This window comes from Pseudomonas sp. IT-P171 (assembly GCF_949767765.1).
GTDB classification, from domain to species: domain Bacteria; phylum Pseudomonadota; class Gammaproteobacteria; order Pseudomonadales; family Pseudomonadaceae; genus Aquipseudomonas; species Aquipseudomonas fluorescens_B.
This window is the reverse complement of the sequence record NZ_CATKQN010000019.1, coordinates 1-15,535: the sequence shown is the minus strand read 5'-3', so window position 1 is coordinate 15,535 and position 15,535 is coordinate 1. Positions and strand designations below refer to the sequence as shown.

The 15,535-nt window shown below is 60.8% G+C and carries 19 protein-coding genes; 9 read left to right on the top strand and 10 right to left on the bottom strand.

All coding sequences use genetic code 11. The annotated features are described in order from the left end of the window. Positions 1-19: 19 nt before the first annotated feature. A complete protein-coding gene (locus ACM6I5_RS14795; protein ID WP_414884132.1) occupies positions 20-778 on the bottom strand; it encodes an AraC family transcriptional regulator in 759 nt (252 codons plus the stop codon). Between the two features lie 135 nt (positions 779-913). On the opposite strand from ACM6I5_RS14795, the gene ACM6I5_RS14790 reads away from it, so the two are divergent. Further along, a complete protein-coding gene (locus ACM6I5_RS14790; protein ID WP_414884131.1) occupies positions 914-1,729 on the top strand; it encodes a UDP-2,3-diacylglucosamine diphosphatase in 816 nt (271 codons plus the stop codon). Positions 1,730-1,814: 85 nt separating this feature from the next. Here the strand turns inward: ACM6I5_RS14790 and ACM6I5_RS14785 are convergent, their stop codons facing one another. Then, positions 1,815-2,405: an HD domain-containing protein gene (locus ACM6I5_RS14785; RefSeq protein ID WP_017337128.1), complete on the bottom strand. Its 591-nt coding sequence runs from the start codon at positions 2,403-2,405 to the stop codon at positions 1,815-1,817. Between the two features lie 99 nt (positions 2,406-2,504). Next, on the bottom strand, positions 2,505-2,816 hold the full coding sequence (locus tag ACM6I5_RS14780) for a DUF962 domain-containing protein (RefSeq protein WP_017337129.1): 312 nt from the start codon (positions 2,814-2,816) through the stop codon (positions 2,505-2,507). Between the two features lie 160 nt (positions 2,817-2,976). On the opposite strand from ACM6I5_RS14780, the gene ACM6I5_RS14775 reads away from it, so the two are divergent. Then, positions 2,977-4,038 carry an AraC family transcriptional regulator gene (locus ACM6I5_RS14775; RefSeq protein WP_017337130.1) on the top strand — a complete coding sequence of 354 codons (1,062 nt, stop codon included), beginning with the start codon at positions 2,977-2,979 and terminating at the stop codon, positions 4,036-4,038. Here the strand turns inward: ACM6I5_RS14775 and ACM6I5_RS14770 are convergent. Next, on the bottom strand, positions 3,995-5,449 hold the full coding sequence (locus ACM6I5_RS14770; protein WP_017337131.1) for a TrkH family potassium uptake protein: 1,455 nt from the start codon (positions 5,447-5,449) through the stop codon (positions 3,995-3,997). The two genes, ACM6I5_RS14775 and ACM6I5_RS14770, sit on opposite strands and share 44 nt — an antisense overlap. Positions 5,450-5,571: 122 nt before the next feature. Here ACM6I5_RS14770 and ACM6I5_RS14765 point away from each other — a divergent pair, with 122 nt between their 5' ends. Next, the gene (locus ACM6I5_RS14765) at positions 5,572-6,138 is read left to right on the top strand and encodes an NAD(P)H nitroreductase (RefSeq protein ID WP_414878490.1); all 567 of its coding nucleotides are present in this window, start codon (positions 5,572-5,574) and stop codon (positions 6,136-6,138) included. Between the two features lie 43 nt (positions 6,139-6,181). On the opposite strand, the gene ACM6I5_RS14760 is transcribed toward ACM6I5_RS14765, so the two are convergent. The 6 genes from ACM6I5_RS14760 to ACM6I5_RS14735 form a co-directional block, all read right to left on the bottom strand. Continuing rightward, a complete protein-coding gene (locus ACM6I5_RS14760) occupies positions 6,182-7,522 on the bottom strand; it encodes a sensor histidine kinase (protein WP_017337133.1) in 1,341 nt (446 codons plus the stop codon). Positions 7,523-7,639: 117 nt separating this feature from the next. After that, positions 7,640-8,089, bottom strand: coding sequence for an LTXXQ domain-containing protein (locus ACM6I5_RS14755; protein ID WP_017337134.1), 450 nt, complete (start codon positions 8,087-8,089; stop codon positions 7,640-7,642). A 249-nt stretch (positions 8,090-8,338) separates the two neighbouring features. Continuing rightward, positions 8,339-9,016 (bottom strand): response regulator transcription factor, encoded by a 678-nt coding sequence (locus ACM6I5_RS14750; RefSeq protein ID WP_017337135.1) that lies wholly within the window; start codon positions 9,014-9,016, stop codon positions 8,339-8,341. Between the two features lie 7 nt (positions 9,017-9,023). Beyond that, entirely contained in the window at positions 9,024-9,422 is a 399-nt protein-coding gene (locus ACM6I5_RS14745; protein WP_017337136.1) for a translation initiation factor 2, read from the bottom strand. Positions 9,423-9,531: 109 nt separating this feature from the next. Then, a complete protein-coding gene (locus tag ACM6I5_RS14740; RefSeq protein WP_008156126.1) occupies positions 9,532-9,831 on the bottom strand; it encodes a YciI family protein in 300 nt (99 codons plus the stop codon). Between the two features lies 1 nt (position 9,832). Then, the gene (locus tag ACM6I5_RS14735; RefSeq protein WP_017337137.1) at positions 9,833-10,429 is read right to left on the bottom strand and encodes a septation protein A; all 597 of its coding nucleotides are present in this window, start codon (positions 10,427-10,429) and stop codon (positions 9,833-9,835) included. Positions 10,430-10,516: 87 nt separating this feature from the next. Here ACM6I5_RS14735 and ACM6I5_RS14730 point away from each other — a divergent pair, with 87 nt between their 5' ends. From ACM6I5_RS14730 to rluB, 6 genes are all read left to right on the top strand, one after another. Beyond that, positions 10,517-11,380 (top strand): PHP domain-containing protein, encoded by an 864-nt coding sequence (locus ACM6I5_RS14730; RefSeq protein WP_414884130.1) that lies wholly within the window; start codon positions 10,517-10,519, stop codon positions 11,378-11,380. 13 nt (positions 11,381-11,393) lie between these two features. Beyond that, positions 11,394-12,023: an L-threonylcarbamoyladenylate synthase gene (locus ACM6I5_RS14725; protein WP_031318536.1), complete on the top strand. Its 630-nt coding sequence runs from the start codon at positions 11,394-11,396 to the stop codon at positions 12,021-12,023. After that, positions 12,024-12,845, top strand: coding sequence for a segregation and condensation protein A (locus ACM6I5_RS14720; RefSeq protein WP_017337140.1), 822 nt, complete (start codon positions 12,024-12,026; stop codon positions 12,843-12,845). Positions 12,846-12,856: 11 nt separating this feature from the next. Further along, positions 12,857-13,831 carry an SMC-Scp complex subunit ScpB gene (gene scpB, locus ACM6I5_RS14715; RefSeq protein WP_414884129.1) on the top strand — a complete coding sequence of 325 codons (975 nt, stop codon included), beginning with the start codon at positions 12,857-12,859 and terminating at the stop codon, positions 13,829-13,831. A 39-nt stretch (positions 13,832-13,870) separates the two neighbouring features. After that, a complete protein-coding gene (locus ACM6I5_RS14710) occupies positions 13,871-14,062 on the top strand; it encodes a DUF1289 domain-containing protein (RefSeq protein ID WP_017337142.1) in 192 nt (63 codons plus the stop codon). A gap of 155 nt (positions 14,063-14,217) precedes the next feature. Beyond that, the gene (rluB, locus tag ACM6I5_RS14705; protein WP_017337143.1) at positions 14,218-15,486 is read left to right on the top strand and encodes a 23S rRNA pseudouridine(2605) synthase RluB; all 1,269 of its coding nucleotides are present in this window, start codon (positions 14,218-14,220) and stop codon (positions 15,484-15,486) included. The last annotated feature ends 49 nt before the right edge of the window (positions 15,487-15,535 follow it).

Here is a 15,535-nt window from a genome sequence, read left to right as displayed (position 1 = left end):
GTCTGTCGTCAGGCTCGCATCATTTGTCGCCAGCCTCGCGCCGCAATTTGCCGGGGGAAGCCCCAAACTCTCGCAACACTGCCGCTGAAAACGCACTTTGCGAGCTGTAGCCAACCCGGCTGGCAATCTCGCCGATGGGCAATGCCGAATCCCGCAACAGACTCACGGCCATGTGCAAACGACGACTGCGAATGTAGTCCATCGGCGTCTGCCCGCATTCAGCGACAAACCGCGCATGCAGCCTAGCGCTGGACAACCCGGCGATGCGCGCCAGATCAGCGACTTGCAGCGGGTAGGCCGCGTACTGATCGATGTGCGCGTTCAACGCGGCGTAGGGCAGGCGCCGCCCGCCCGTCACGTGTGGTCTGGCATGGTTGAGGCTGGCCAGCAACAGCACCGCGCCTTGTTGCGCGATCAGCGGGTCGCTGACCTGACTGCCCGCCAGCCAGTTCACCAATTGATTTTGCCCGGCATTCAGGGGCAGACGCCCGGCGTTGTCGAGCAAACGGCGGCTGGCATCGGCGTGCTCGCCAAGCGACTGAGCCACCCATTGATCACTGGGCACGTCCAGCACCAGGCAGCGGCTGCCATTGGCGCTGCCACAGGCATGATGGAAACCGGACGGAACCACCACGAAACTCTGCTGAACCACCTGGCTGCCATGCCCGTCGACCTCGAAATCCAGCGCGCCCGAGAGCCCGAACACCAGTTGCGCGTGGTCGTGACTGTGGACGATCAGGTCGTGAGTGTATTGGCGCAGCGTGAGGATCGGTCTCATCGCAGGTCTCCCGGGTAAGGCCGTCAGTCTACACCGAGGCCGTCCATGCGCGCTGTCACAGGACTGACTTGTCATTGTCATGGGCAATTAACCGGGCCGGCGCAAGCTTGCAAAAACAATCGCAGAGGGTTGCCCATGACCAGCGCCGAGCTCGCCAAACCCAGTCGTAAGCAACGTGTGCGGACCTTATGGATTTCCGATGTGCACCTGGGCACCCGGGATTGCCAGGCCGAGCACTTGTCGCAGTTTCTCAAGGGCTACCACGCGGACAAGATCTACCTGGTCGGCGACATTATCGATGGCTGGAAACTGCGCAGTGGCATGTACTGGCCGCAAGCGCACACCAACGTGATCCGTCGCCTGTTGACCATGAGCAAGCGCGGCACCGAGGTGATCTACGTCACCGGCAACCACGACGAATTCCTGCGCCGTTACTCGAAGCTGATTCTGGGCAACATTCAATTGGTGGATGAAGCGGTGCACGTGACTGCCGATGGCCGTCATTTGCTGGTGATCCATGGTGACCAGTTTGACGTGATCACCCGTTATCACCGCTGGCTGGCCTTTCTCGGCGACTCGGCCTACGAATTCACCCTGACCCTCAACCGTTGGCTCAACCACTGGCGTGCGCGTTATGGCTACGGTTACTGGTCGCTGTCGGCGTACCTCAAGCACAAGGTGAAAACCGCCGTCAGCTTCATCAGCGACTTCGAAGAAGCCATCGCCCACGAATGCGTCAAACGCGAATTGCACGGGGTGGTGTGCGGGCACATTCACCATGCCGAAATCCGCAAGGTCGGCGAAGTGGACTACCTCAATTGCGGGGACTGGGTGGAATCGTGCACGGCGCTGATCGAGCATTGGGATGGTTCGATCGAGTTGTTCCGGTTGGCGGATGCCCAGGCGCGGGAGGCAGAATTGAAGGCTATCAAGGTCGCGGAGCCCGCGTAAAAAATCAAAACATCGCAGCCTTCGGCAGCTCCAACATGGAAATGTGGTCCTCTGTAGGAGCTGCCGAAGGCTGCGATCTTTGATCTTAGGCCGGCATATGCTCTTCCATCGCCGCCTTGTAAATTGAATGTTTGGGCTGGGCAAACAACCGCTCCATCATCGGCTCGAAGAAACTCAGCGGCAGCGTGTCGTAATCCGGATCAAACGCCGCCGCATCGTACTTCGCGCAGAATTCGATGGTCGCCTGATACTGCGGATGTCCGCTGAACTGCTCGCGCAGATGTCGATCCATGCCCAAGTGATGGAAGAAGTAGTAGCCCTGGAAGATCCCGTGTTTCTCCACCATCCACAGATTCTCGGCGCTGACGAAGGGCTTGAGGATCGCCGCTGCGATGTCTGGATGGTTGTAGGAGCCCAAGGTGTCGCCGATGTCGTGAAGCAGGGCGCACACCACGTACTCTTCGTCGCGGCCATCGCGCCAGGCACGGCTGGCGGTTTGCAGCGAATGGGTCAGACGATCCACCGGGAAGCCGCCAAAATCACCCTCAAGCAGTTTCAGGTGCGCCACAATCCGTGTCGGCAATTGTCTCGCATAGGCACTGAAGTCGGCGGCGATGATCGCCCAGTCCTCCTGCGTACCGTCCTGCATGTGGGTGAAACGGGCATTCGCATTCATCGGCTATCCTCTTGTTCTTGTCGAAAGGGATTTTTCCAGTGTAGGACCTGTGACCATCAGCACACTGACTGCGCAGGACGCATTGCTGGCCAATCGGGCCTAGAACGGCACGCGGCCCAGAATCATGTCGCGGTACATGACGAAGTCGCCAAGCAGGCTGTAAAGCGGATGTTGAAAAGTCGCAGGACGGTTCTTTTCAAAGAAGAAATGCCCGACCCAGGCGAAGCTGTAGCCGGCCAGCGGAACGGCCAGCAACAACAGCCAGGCGCCTTTGCCGATGGTCAGGGCCAGAATGAAAATAACCAGTGTCGTGCCGATGAAGTGCAATCGTCGGCAGGTACTGTTGCTGTGTTCACTCAGGTAATACGGGTAAAACTCGGCGAAGCTATTGAAACGTTTGAAGTTTTCCACGACTGCGATCTCTGTGGTTATTGTTCTGATTGCAAGTTGTTCTGCGGGTAGCTTATTTGAGTCTAGAGTGATCATTGGCATCAGCCAGTGACAATGGGCGCCACTTTAGTATCCTTCGGAAATTGGCCGTAGCATGCGGCTCACCATGTAAGTAAACGCCATGAGCGAAAGAACGACTTCTGCAAGCTGGGCGATGGGGATTGTCAAAGCACTGGAAATGGACGGCCTGGATTGCCGGGTTCTGTTCAAACAGCTGGGGCTCGACTACGCGTCACTGGACGATCCGGATGCACGCTTCCCGCAAGATTCCATGACACGACTGTGGCAGCGCGCCGTCGAGCTGTCCGGCAACCCGGCGATCGGCCTGAACATGGGCAAGGTGGTACGACCGGCCTCCTTCCATGTGGCCGGTTATGCCTTGATGTCCAGTCAGACCCTGGCCGAAGGCTTTCAACGGCTGGTGCGTTATCAGCGGATCATCGCCGAAAGTGCCGACCTGAGTTTCCGTCTGCTGGACGAGGGTTATGCGCTGATTCTGACGGTCCACGGCGACCACCTGCCACCGACCCGACAAAGTGCCGAAGCCTCGCTGGCCTGCGCGCTCGCATTGTGCGGCTGGCTGACCGGGCGCACCCTGCAACCGCGCAAGGTGCTGGTGCAGGGCGAACAGCCCGCCGATCTTGAACCTTATAAACAAGCCTTCCATGCGCCGTTGGTGTTCAACGCGCCCTATGACGCGCTGATCTTCGAACGCGCCGACATGGAAGCACCATTGCCGACCGCCAACGAGGCCATGGCGCTGCTGCATGACCGCTTTGCCGGCGAATACCTGGCGCGGTTTTCCGAAAGCCGCGTGACCCACAAGGCGCGGCAGGTGTTGTGCCGCTTGCTGCCCCAGGGCGAACCCAAGCGCGATACCGTGGCGCAAACGCTGCACCTGTCACAACGGACGTTACAGCGGCGCTTGCAGGAAGAGGGCACGAGTTTTCAGACGTTGCTCGATGACACCCGGCGCGAACTGGCCGAGCAATACCTCGCGCAGCCCACCATGACCCTGCTGGAAATTGCCTACCTGTTGGGGTTCGCCGATCCGAGCAATTTCTTCCGCGCCTTCCGACGCTGGTTCGACGCCACGCCCGGCGAGTACCGGGTGCGGCTGATGGAAGCGCCGAATCGGGTCAGTGACGCCAGAACGCCGGAATACACAGAACGAACACCGTGATGATCTCGAGTCGGCCGAGCAGCATGCCGAACGAGAGAATCCATTTGGCGGCATCCGGCAGCGTGGCGAAGTTACCTGCCGGGCCGATGGTCTCGCCGAGACCCGGCCCGACGCCCGACACGGTACTGGCCGCGCCGGTCAGGGCGGTCATCCAGTCGACACCGAGCAGCGACAGCAGCAAGGCGATCACGCAGATGGTGATGGCGAAGAAGAACGAGAACGTCAGGATCGAACGCACGATCTCTTCGTCGAGCCGGTGGCCGTTGTACTTCTGCTTGATCACCGCGCGGGGGTGAATCAGCTGGTTAAGGTTGGCCTTGAGCAGTATGTAGGCAACCTGGAAGCGGAAGATCTTGATCCCGCCCGCAGTCGATCCCGAGCAACCGCCGACAAACCCCAGATAGAAGAACAGCATCAGCGAGAAGTTGCCCCAGAGGCTGTAGTCGCCTAATGCAAATCCTGTCGTCGTCACCACCGATGTCACGTTCAGCGCCACATGCCGCAGCGCGTCCAGCCAATGCAGCTGGGTGGTCCACCAGTACCAGGTGCCGAGCACCAGCCACGTCACCAGTAACATGCCGAGCAAGCCTTGAACCTGCTGATCCTTGATGAGGGCCCGGCGGTTACCGCGCAAGGTGGCCACGTACAGCGTGAACGGCAGACTGCCGAGAATCATGATGACGACCGCCACCCAGTGCACCGCCGGTTGCGTCCACTTGGCCAGGGACTGGTCGGAGGTGGAGAAACCGCCGGTGGAAATTGCCGACATCGCGTGGTTGATCGCGTCGAACGGGCTCATTCCCGCCCACCAGAACGCCAGGCTGCCGAAAATGGTGATGCCGACGTAAGCCGCTACGATCAACCGCGCCACCATGTGCGAACGGGGCATGACTTTTTCGGAGCGGTCCGACGACTCGGTCTGAAACAGGCGCATGCCACCAATGCGCAGCAATGGCAGAATCGCGACCGCCATGCCGATGAAGCCGATGCCACCGATCCAGTGCAGCAATGAGCGCCACATCAGGATGCCGGGGGACATGTCATCCAGATGATTGAGCACCGTTGACCCGGTGGCGGTAATGCCGGACATGCTTTCAAAGAACGAGTCGGTGTAGCTGATGTGCTGGGTCAACAGGAACGGCAGTGCGGCGAAGATGCACACCACCAGCCAGCTGCTGACGGTCAGCAGGTACATGTCTCGCGGACGCAGGTGCACGTGCTCGGGACGACCGGGAATGACCAGCGCGAGGCCGGCGACAAAGGTGATCATGCTGGCCCAGAGGAACGACGGCAGGTCGCCGGTGCGCTCGAAAATCACCAGGGTGGCCATGGGCACGACCATGGCGATCGCCAGCGTGATCAGGAAGAGGCCGATGATGAAACCAATGAGACGTAAGGTCGGCAACGCCATGAAGTCCGCTCGGGCTGAAAGTAGGAAGGGCGCCATTCTACCCGTGGGGCAGGGCATGTAAACCGGCATCCCCGAGGCACTTGCAGCTAGAATAGCCAGACATTTTTTTCAGGAGGTGGCCGATGCAGGCTCTCGACGCTTTGCTCAACCGTGTTTCCGTTCCACGACTGGTCGACCCGGCCCCCAGCGCCGAGCAGCGCGAAGTGCTGTTTGGTGCCGCGATGCGTGCACCTGACCACGGCCATTTGCAGCCTTGGCGCTTCCTGACAGTCGAAGGCGCAGCGCGTGAGCAGATGGGCGAGTTGCTGGCCGAAGCTGCGAAACTGCAGGACGGCGATGTGTCCGAAGCTGCGCTGGACAAGGCGCGCAACGGCCCGCTGCGCGCACCGCTGGTGGTCGTGGTGATCGCGCGGGTGCAGGATCACGTCAAATACCCGAAGTCCGAGCAACTGCTGGCGGCTGGCTGCGCAGCGCACGGGATTTTGCTGGCGGCGTATGCGCAAGGGATTGGCGCGGTGTGGCGCACCGGTGATCTGGCGTATTCGGCGCATGTGGCGCAAGGGTTGGGATTGGCGGAAGGGGAGGAGGTGATTGCGTTTCTTTACCTGGGCACGCCGCAGAAAGAACCGCGTGTTGCGGAAAAAGCAGACCTCACCGAGTTCGTCAGCGCCTGGCCCGGCAAGGCCTGACACCACCGATCAAATGTGGGAGTGGGCTTACTCCCACAGGGGATCAGGGTTGGACGATGATTCCCGGCACCAACGGCAATTCCAGGCTGGCGATGAATCCGCCATCCGGATGATTGGCCAGCACCAGACTTCCGCCATGCCGCTCCGCCGCTCGGCGCGCAATGGCCAACCCCAGGCCGTGCCCTGCCGCCGTCTGCCCCGGAGCTCGATAAAACGGCTCACCCAACTGGCTCAAATGCTCGGCATCCACGCCGGGCCCGTGGTCGCGCACACTCACTACAATCCGCTCACCTTGCCGCACCGCCTGCATCTCGATCGGTCGCCCCACCGGGTTGAAGCGCTGAGCGTTGCGCAGCAGGTTGTCCACGGCGCGCTCGATCATCGTCGGCCAGCCTTTGAGGTTCAATTGCGGTTCGGCGTCGAGGCGAACGGTCTGTTCCGGCGAACCCAATTGCGCATCCTTTTGCAGCGTATTGAGCAGCGCATTCAGATCGACATCTTCAGCACTGGCGTTATCGGCATCGACCCGCGCCAGCACCAGAATCTCACTGATCAGCGCTTCGAGCCGGTCGCACTCGCGGGTCAGGCGCGGCGAGAGTTTTTCGCGCTCCTCGGGGCTGGCCCGTTCCGCCAGTGCCAGTGCAATGCGCAGCCGGGCGAGGGGCGAACGCAATTCGTGGGACACATCACGCAGCAGTTGCCGCTGACTGCTGATCAGGCTTTGCAGGCGTGCGCCCATGCGGTTGAAGTCGTTGGCCAGCACGCCGAACTCGTCGCGACGGTTGGCCAGTTTCACCAGGCTGTTTTGCTGGTACGTGGTTTGCCCCAGATCATGCACCGCGCCCCTCAGGCGGCTAAGCGGGCGGGTGATGGACAGGGTCACGAACAGGCTGAACAGGGTCAGCACCACCAGCGCGATACCCAGCGCACTCAGTGGCCAGAGCAGGCTTTCGCGGTGCCATGCGTCCAGCTCGGGGTGCGGAATGCGGTAGATCAGCAGGTAGGTATCGCCGGTTTTGGCGCTGGTGTATTCATCGGTCAGACGGCGCCACGGCAGGCGCCGGTCATCGTTGTTCTGTCGCGCTTCGAAGGCCGCCGCGCGACGAGGGAAGGTGCCGCGAACGACTGGATCACCGCTCTCGTTAAGCACCTGAACGTCGATGTGATACTGGCGTTTGCGCTGTTCCAGAATGTCTTGGGCGGCTTCTTCGCCTTGTGCTTCGTAGGTTTGCGTCCACTGCTCGGCCAGAGTGTTGAGGCCCGGGTGGCGGCTGAGAATCCAAGCATCCTGGTTGAGCATGTGCCCGAGCAGAATGGAAAGCCCTGCCACCAGAGCGATAGCCAGCCAGAAGCTGGCCAGGATACGCCAGAACAATGAACGCACAGAAAGTCCTCGAACAAACACAATCCCATGTGGGAGAGAGCCACAGAGGCTCGCTTCTACATTGAATTGAGGGGGCAGACCCAACGGGGTTCAGCCGTTGGGTCCAGGGTTAGCGCATTATTGCGCTTTTTGCGGTTGTTGCGCTTTCCACGCCTTGAACTCGGCCCATTCGGCGCGGCGCTCGGCCTGTTTTTTCTGGATCTCGTCGAATTGCTTCTGTTGATCCGGTTTCAGCAGGGCGCGCACATCAGCCTCGGCTTTCTTGTGGTTGGCGGCCATCTCGTCCTTCATGGCTTTCTGGTCGGCTGGCGAGAGTTTTTCCAGGTACTTGTCGACCACTTGCTTACGCTCGTGCATCTGCTCGCCCATGATCTTGCGGATCTGCTCGCGCTGTTCGCGGCTCAGGTCCAGTTGGCTGTACGGGCCTTTGCCGTGCATGCCGTGCATCTGGCCGCCGTGGCGCGAGCCGTCCATCGGACCACCCATCGGGCCGGCACCTTCAGGCATGGCCATGGCAACGGTCGGCAGGGCGGCGGCGAACATCAGAGCGATAAGAGTCTTGCGCATGGTGAATCTCCTTGTCTCGTTCCCGGTACGTTCCGGATGAGTTCAGATTACGGAGATCAAGGTCAGCGGCGGTCAGCGGAGCGTAAAGCTTGGGTAAAGACGATTTCTCGCCGACCTGACAAATGTAGCTGGCAGTAACCCGTGGGGAGGGCGCTTGCTCCCGCTGGACTGCGCAGCAGGCCTTCTTTTGGGGCCGTTTTGCAACCCAGCGGGAGCAAGCGCCCTCGCCACAGGTTGCTGTTGTCCGGTTTACAGACTGTAGTAATAACCACGGCTGCGCAGGGCGACGATACGCGGGCGGCCGTCGGGGTGGGGGCCGATCTTTTTGCGCAGGTTGCTGACGTGCATGTCCAGGCTGCGGTCGTACAGGGTCAGTTTGCGGCCGAGGGCGATTTGCGCCAGTTCCTGTTTGTCCAGCGGCTCGCCGGGTTGCTTGAGCAAGGCTTCGAGCAGGCGGCTTTCGGACACCGTGAGGGTGAATTCCTGTTCATCGATGCTGACCACGCCGCGCACCGGGCTGAAACACAGATCGCCCAGTTCGAGCTGGCTGGACACCGCCGTCGGATGACTGCGGCGCAATACTGCGCGCAGGCGGGCGGTCAGCTCTCGCGGGTCGCACGGCTTGGCCAGGTAATCGTCGGCGCCCAGTTCCAGGCCGAGGATGCGATCCAGCGGCTCGCCGCGGGCCGATAGCATCAGCACCGGCAAATCCGGGTGATCGCTGCGCAATTGCTTGAGCAATTCCAGACCGCTGCCGTCCGGCAGCATGACGTCCAGCACCACGGCGGCCGGGGAGGTTTCGGCCAGCGCGCGACGGGCGCTCTGGCCGTCGTGGCACGCACGGACCTGGAAGCCTTCCTGGCTCAGCCAACTGACCAGCAGCTCGCACAGCTCCTGATCATCATCAATTAATAACAGCTCGCTCATGACTCACTCAATTTAGCCATTGTCGACGTTTTCGACTTGCACCACTGGCGAAGATACCGCAGAGCAGGGCCAATAGCGCTACTCCCGCGCCGATCACGAACCATTGCTGCTGGTCTGTGAGAAAACGCGGCAGCGGACTGCTGGCCTGGGCCTCCTTGAGTTGCAGCTTCAGACGCTGGTTCTCCTGGCGCAACCGGCTCAGTTGAGCGCTTTCGCGTTCGGCATCGGCATTTTGCAGTTGTTTGCTCAGTTCTTCTCGTTGCTGTTCGCTCACCTTCAAGCGCTGCTGCAACTCGGTGATCTGGCTGCCGGCGCTCAAGGACAGCGGCGTTGCGCTTTCTTCACCGTGGGCAGGTGCCACGATCGACAACGTGACCAACATCAGACACAACGGACCTTTGCGCATCGGAGCTCCTGATTCCAATCGATTATTGGGCAGGTTGTCGGCAGGCAAACGAGAATAATGAGCGATTGAGAGCGCGATGAACCGACAAGGTTCATCGCGCGGGAGGAATTTACGGCAGGACTTGCTTGAACGGCTTGACCGAAACGTTGGCGTAGACGCCTGCGGCGATGTACGGATCGGCGTCGGCCCAGGCCTGGGCGGCGCTCAGGGAATCGAATTCGGCGACAATCAGGCTGCCGGTGAAACCCGCAGCGCCCGGATCATTGCTGTCGACCGCCGGATGCGGGCCGGCCAATACGATACGACCTTCGCCCTTGAGCACTTGCAGGCGCTCAAGGTGTGCAGGCCGTGCGGCCAGGCGGGCTTCCAGGGAGTTGGCGACGTCTGTGGCAATGATTGCGTAAAGCATGTCAGTCCTCGGTTTTTGGCGTGGTGGTATCGGCGTCGTGCAGGTGGCGGGACAGGTAAATACCCTGGGCGACCAGGAACAGCAACGTCATGCCCAGGCTGCCGAAGACCTTGAAGTCGACCCAGTAGTCCTGGAACGTGAACGCGACGAACAGGTTGGCGGCACCGCAAAACAGGAAGAACGCGATCCAGGCGATGTTCAGGCGCGTCCAGACCAGGTCCGGCAGGGTCAGCGCGTGGCCCATGATGCGTTTGATCAGCAACTGGTCACCGATGAAATGGCTGCCGATGAACGCCAGCGCAAACAGCCAGTTGACCACCGGCGCTTTCCATTTCAGGAAGGTTTCGCTGTGGAACGCCAGGGTCAGGCTGCCGAAGACCAGGCAGGCGATGAGGGTCAGCCACTGGCTCTTTTCCAGCTTGCGCTGCTTGATGAAGAGTGTGCCGTAGACGACCAGGGAGCTGATGATCAGCATCGCGGTGGCGCTGTAGATGCCTCCGACAGTCAGTTGATGACCGCCAATGTCAACGACCCGTGGGTCGATCTTGAAAACAATGAAAAACAGCAGGAGCGGGATGAAATCGATGAATTGTTTCACAGTGGCAGCCAGAAGCAGGATGTGGCGGCATAATAACAAACATATGGGCGCGCGATAGCGTCAGCTGATTTGAGGTAACACATCCCCGTGAATGTCGATTTGCACTGCCATAGCACCGCCTCCGATGGCGCTCTCGCGCCTGCTGTCCTGGTGGCGCGTGCGTACGAAAAAGGCGTGCGAGTCCTGGCCTTGACCGATCACGACACCCTCGAAGGCCTCGACGAGGCCCGCAACGCGGCAACGGCGCTGGGGATGCAACTGGTCAGCGGCGTCGAATTATCCTGCACCTGGGGTGGTGCGACCATTCATGTGTTGGGTTACGGATTTGATGTGAATGCACCGCCGTTGGTCGAAGCCATCGCCAAATTGCACGATGGCCGTTGGCTACGGTCCGAAGAAATAAGCCGCAAGCTGGCATTGAAGGGTATGCCGGGTGCGCTGGAAGGCGCCCGGGCGATCCAGCAGGAACTGGGCGACAGCGGTAACGCGCCGGCCCGTCCGCACTTCGCCGACTGGATGGTGCGCGAAGGTTTCGTCAAGGATCGCGCCGAAGCGTTCCGCAAATGGCTGGGCGCCGGCAAGCTGGGGGACGTCAAGCAACACTGGCCGACCCTGGAAGAGACGGTCGAAACCCTGCGTGCGGCCAAAGCCTGGGTGAGCCTGGCGCACCCGTGGCACTACGATTTCACTCGCAGCAAGCGCCGTCGCCTGATTGCCGACTATATTCAAGCAGGCGGCCATGCGATCGAAGTGGTCAATGGCCATCAGCCCGCGGAGCAGGTGGGCAGTCTGGCGATTCTTGCTCGTGAGTTCGGTCTGCTGGTCAGCGCCGGCAGTGATTTTCATGGCCCTGGAGGCTGGTCCGAGATCGGTGAATACCGCCCGCTCCCGGAGGATCTGCCACCACTGTGGTGTCGATTCAAACATGACCCAATTATTGCCGCCGTCTGAACAGGTAGAGAATGTGAGTCAATTTTTCCAGATTCATCCGGAAAACCCGCAAGCGCGCCTGATCAAACAGGCTGTCGAGATCATCCGCAACGGCGGGGTGGTGATTTATCCCACTGACTCGTCCTACGCCATTGGTTGCCAGATCGGCGACAAGAATGCCGTGGAGCGCGTTCGCCGGTTGCGTCAACTGGATGAGAAGCACAACTTCGCACTGATTTGCAGCGACCTGTCGCAACTGGGGCTGTTTGCCAAGATCGACACCGGCACCTTCCGCCTGCTCAAGGCACATTTGCCAGGGCCCTATACCTTCATTCTCAATGCCACCCGCGAAGTCCCGCGGCTGTTGTTGCACCCGAAAAAACGCACCATCGGCCTGCGCGTGCCCAGCCACCCGATTGCCCTGGCGCTGCTGGAAGAACTCGGCGAGCCGCTGATGAGCGTGACGCTGATCATGCCCGGCGACACCGACCCGCTGACCGATCCGTATGAAATGCGCCAGTTGCTCGAGCATCAGGTCGACCTGATCATCGACGGCGGTTTCGGCGGCATCAAGGCGTCCACCGTGATCAACCTCGCCGACGGCGAGCCGGAAGTGATCCGCGTGGGTTGCGGCGATCCGACGCCGTTCATGGCCGAGGCGTAGATGTCTGCAGTAGAACCCGTTGTCGACAGTCAGGCCGGTGCCCAGCAAGAGCTGCCCTTCGCCATGGTCTATGGCCAGGCGGTCATGGAAATGCCGCTGGACCTGTACATTCCACCGGATGCACTCGAGGTCTTTCTCGAAGCCTTCGAAGGCCCCCTCGACCTGCTGCTGTACCTGATCCGCAAACAGAACATCAACATCCTCGACATCCCGGTGGCGGAAATCACCCGCCAGTACATGGGTTATGTGGAGTTGATGCAGTCGGTGCGCCTGGAACTGGCCGCCGAGTACCTGGTCATGGCCGCGATGCTGGCCGAGATCAAGTCGCGGATGCTGTTGCCGCGAGCCGAAACCATCGAAGACGAAGAAGACGACCCGCGCGCCGAATTGATCCGTCGTTTGCAGGAGTACGAACGTTTCAAGGCCGCCGCCGAAGGTATCGATGGCTTGAGCCGCGTTGGTCGTGACGTGGTGGTGCCCAAGCTGGATGCCCCGGAAGCCCGGGCGCGCAAGCTGTTGCCGGACGTGAGCCTGGAAGAATTGCTGATGTCCATGGCCGAGGTCCTGCGCCGTGGCGACATGTTTGAAAGTCACCAGGTCAGCCGCGAGGCGCTGTCCACTCGCGAGCGCATGAGCGACGTGCTGGAACGGCTCAAGGGCGGCGGTTTCGTGCCGTTTGTCGAGCTGTTCACGGCCGAAGAAGGGCGCCTGGGTGTCGTGGTGACCTTTATGGCGATCCTCGAACTGGTCAAGGAATCTTTGGTCGAGCTGGTGCAGAATGAGCCGTTCGCGGCGATCCACGTGCGAGCCCGAGCCGAATAACGAGTTGAATCATGAACCTGACTGAACCCCGCGAGCTGGCGCCACTGCTTGAAGCCTTTCTGTTGGCCTCGGGAAAACCGCAATCGCTTGAACGCCTGTTCGAACTCTTCGAAGAGGGCGAGCGCCCCGAGCCGCCAGTCTTCAAGAAAGCCCTGACGATTCTCGCCAAGTCCTGCGACGGTCGTGCCTTCGAGCTGAAGGAAGTCGCCTCCGGTTATCGCCTGCAGATCCGCGAAAAGTTCTCGCCGTGGGTAGGACGTTTGTGGGAAGAGCGCCCGCAACGTTATTCCCGTGCCATGCTCGAAACCATGGCACTGATCGCCTATCGCCAGCCGATCACCCGGGGCGAGATCGAAGACGTGCGCGGTGTGGCGGTCAACAGTCACATCGTCAAGACGTTGCTGGAGCGGGAGTGGATTCGCATCGTCGGTTACCGTGATGTGCCGGGCAAACCTGCGATGTTCGCCACCACCAAGGCTTTTCTCGATCACTTCAACCTGAAGAATCTTGACGATTTGCCGCCACTCGCCGAACTGCGCGAGCTGGAGCCAGATCCTGTGCTCGATTTCGACGACGCGCCGGTGCCGGCCGGGTTGCAGGAACTGGCGGATGCCAGCGCTGAGCCGGAGGAGCCCAAGGAAGAAACCAGTTTCCATACGCTGTTGCTGGAACTGGACACCATGGAGGAGGGGTTGAAGACCGACTTCGATGACATTCTGCGTGATAGCGCGGTGACCGGGACCGAAGAGGTTCTGGAGTTGCCGGCGCCGGAGATTGGAGCTGAACTTCCGGTTGAGCCAGAAGCCACAGTTGAAGAAGAGCTTGAGGATGATGTGCTTGGCGTCGCCGAGGCGCGCGAGAAACTCCTGGCGGCTGTCGCTGCCCTTGAACAGGCGAAACCCGAGCCCGAGTTGAGCGACGAAGAAGCCGAAGCCAAGGCTCTCGCCGAAGCCATCGAAGCCGAACGCCGCGAGTTCGAAGACTGACCCAAATCCCACAGGGATTGGTGTCGAATGGAGTGATTGATGAGCTCAACCAAAGACCCCTGCATCAGCGTCTGCAAATTCACCGACGACATCTGCCTCGGCTGTGGCCGCAGCAAGCGCGAGATCAAGGCCTGGAAGAAGCTCGACAAGACCGACAAGCGCACAGTCCTCGCTGAAGCTTCGTTGCGCTTGATCAAACTCGGCGCCACCGGTCGGCGGAAATCCAGGTAACTGGCCATTCATCAGCTAGTCTCTGATGCGCAAACGCTCCCATGAGCGTATGATTCGCGACCCTTCGGCGATCCCTTCGCCCGAGTACAAGCTTTCAACTCTTCAGGACCCTCACTTCAGAGCCGCCTGAACAGACCACACCGGGAGGTGCCCAGATGAGTATCAACGACCAGAAAGACGATCAGGAAATCGGCCCAGCAGGCGAAAAACTGCAAAAAGTCCTCGCCCGTATCGGCGTCGGCTCGCGCCGTGACGTAGAAGCCTGGATCAGCCACGGCCGCATCAAGGTCAACGGCAAAGACGCCACCCTTGGCCTGCGCGTCGACCTGCATGACGCCATCACCATCGATGGCAAGGTGATCAAGCGCGAAGAAGCCGCCGAGTCGGTACGCCGCGTGATCATGTACAACAAACCCGACGGTGAAATCTGCACCCGTGACGACCCTGAAGGCCGTCCGACCGTGTTCGACAAGATGCCGCGTCCGAAAGAAGGCCGCTGGATCAACATCGGTCGCCTGGACATCAACACTACCGGTCTGCTGATGTTCACCACCGACGGTGAGCTGGCTAACCGCCTGATGCACCCGTCCTACGAAATGGACCGTGAATACGCGGTACGTGTACGTGGCGAAGTCGATGACGAGATGATCGAGCGCCTGAAGGCAGGCGTGGTCCTCGAAGACGGCCCGGCCAAATTCACCGACATCAAGCAGGCGCCCGGTGGCGAAGGTTTCAACCACTGGTATCACTGCGTGGTAATGGAAGGGCGTAACCGTGAGGTTCGTCGCCTGTGGGAATCTCAGGGCCTGGTGGTCAGCCGCCTGAAACGCGTGCGTTTCGGTCCGGTGTTCCTCAACTCGGACCTGCCGATGGGCCGCTGGCGCGAAATGAGCCAGTACGAAGTCGACATTCTGAGTGCTGAAGTGGGCCTGACCCCAGTGGCCATGCCGCAGATGAACGCCAAGAGCAAAGACAAGCTCGAACGTATGCAGCGTAAATCGTCCCGTCCGGTCGGCAAGACCGAGCGCGTGCGTACGCTGCGTCCAGCGACCGGCGCTCCGGCAGCGGGCCCGCGTCCTGCACGTGAGCCGCAGATCGAAGGCGAGCGTCCGTCGCGCAAGCCGGTTGCTCCGCGTGCCGATGGCGAGCGCGGTCCACGCACGCCACGTCCGGCCAACGGTCGCACCGAGCGTGGCGAAGGCCGCGGTGCGCCAAGCGGTGGTCGCAGTGATCGCGGTGCTCCAGCCGGTCGCGGTACGCCAGTGGCCGATCGTCCGTCCGACACCAAGCGCCCGGCCAAACCGGCGCCGAAGAAACGCCCGGGCATCGTCCTGGTCGACAAGGATGCACCATCGGGCAAACGCCGCGGTGCGCCAGCCGGTTCCGGCCAGCGTCCAGGCTTTGGTCGTCGCAAGCCTGAGTAAGCGGTAAGCGATACATGAAAAACGCCAACCTCAGGGTTGGCGTTTTTTT

Coding starts and splice junctions, on each gene's coding strand:
- ACM6I5_RS14795 (WP_414884132.1), bottom strand. CDS start 778: ATGAGACCGATCCTCACGCTGCGCCAATACACTCACGACCTGATCGTC.
- ACM6I5_RS14790 (WP_414884131.1), top strand. CDS start 914: ATGACCAGCGCCGAGCTCGCCAAACCCAGTCGTAAGCAACGTGTGCGG.
- ACM6I5_RS14785 (WP_017337128.1), bottom strand. CDS start 2,405: ATGAATGCGAATGCCCGTTTCACCCACATGCAGGACGGTACGCAGGAG.
- ACM6I5_RS14775 (WP_017337130.1), top strand. CDS start 2,977: ATGAGCGAAAGAACGACTTCTGCAAGCTGGGCGATGGGGATTGTCAAA.
- ACM6I5_RS14770 (WP_017337131.1), bottom strand. CDS start 5,449: ATGGCGTTGCCGACCTTACGTCTCATTGGTTTCATCATCGGCCTCTTC.
- ACM6I5_RS14765 (WP_414878490.1), top strand. CDS start 5,572: ATGCAGGCTCTCGACGCTTTGCTCAACCGTGTTTCCGTTCCACGACTG.
- ACM6I5_RS14755 (WP_017337134.1), bottom strand. CDS start 8,089: ATGCGCAAGACTCTTATCGCTCTGATGTTCGCCGCCGCCCTGCCGACC.
- ACM6I5_RS14750 (WP_017337135.1), bottom strand. CDS start 9,016: ATGAGCGAGCTGTTATTAATTGATGATGATCAGGAGCTGTGCGAGCTG.
- ACM6I5_RS14745 (WP_017337136.1), bottom strand. CDS start 9,422: ATGCGCAAAGGTCCGTTGTGTCTGATGTTGGTCACGTTGTCGATCGTG.
- ACM6I5_RS14740 (WP_008156126.1), bottom strand. CDS start 9,831: ATGCTTTACGCAATCATTGCCACAGACGTCGCCAACTCCCTGGAAGCC.
- ACM6I5_RS14720 (WP_017337140.1), top strand. CDS start 12,024: ATGTCTGCAGTAGAACCCGTTGTCGACAGTCAGGCCGGTGCCCAGCAA.
- scpB (WP_414884129.1), top strand. CDS start 12,857: ATGAACCTGACTGAACCCCGCGAGCTGGCGCCACTGCTTGAAGCCTTT.
- ACM6I5_RS14710 (WP_017337142.1), top strand. CDS start 13,871: ATGAGCTCAACCAAAGACCCCTGCATCAGCGTCTGCAAATTCACCGAC.
- rluB (WP_017337143.1), top strand. CDS start 14,218: ATGAGTATCAACGACCAGAAAGACGATCAGGAAATCGGCCCAGCAGGC.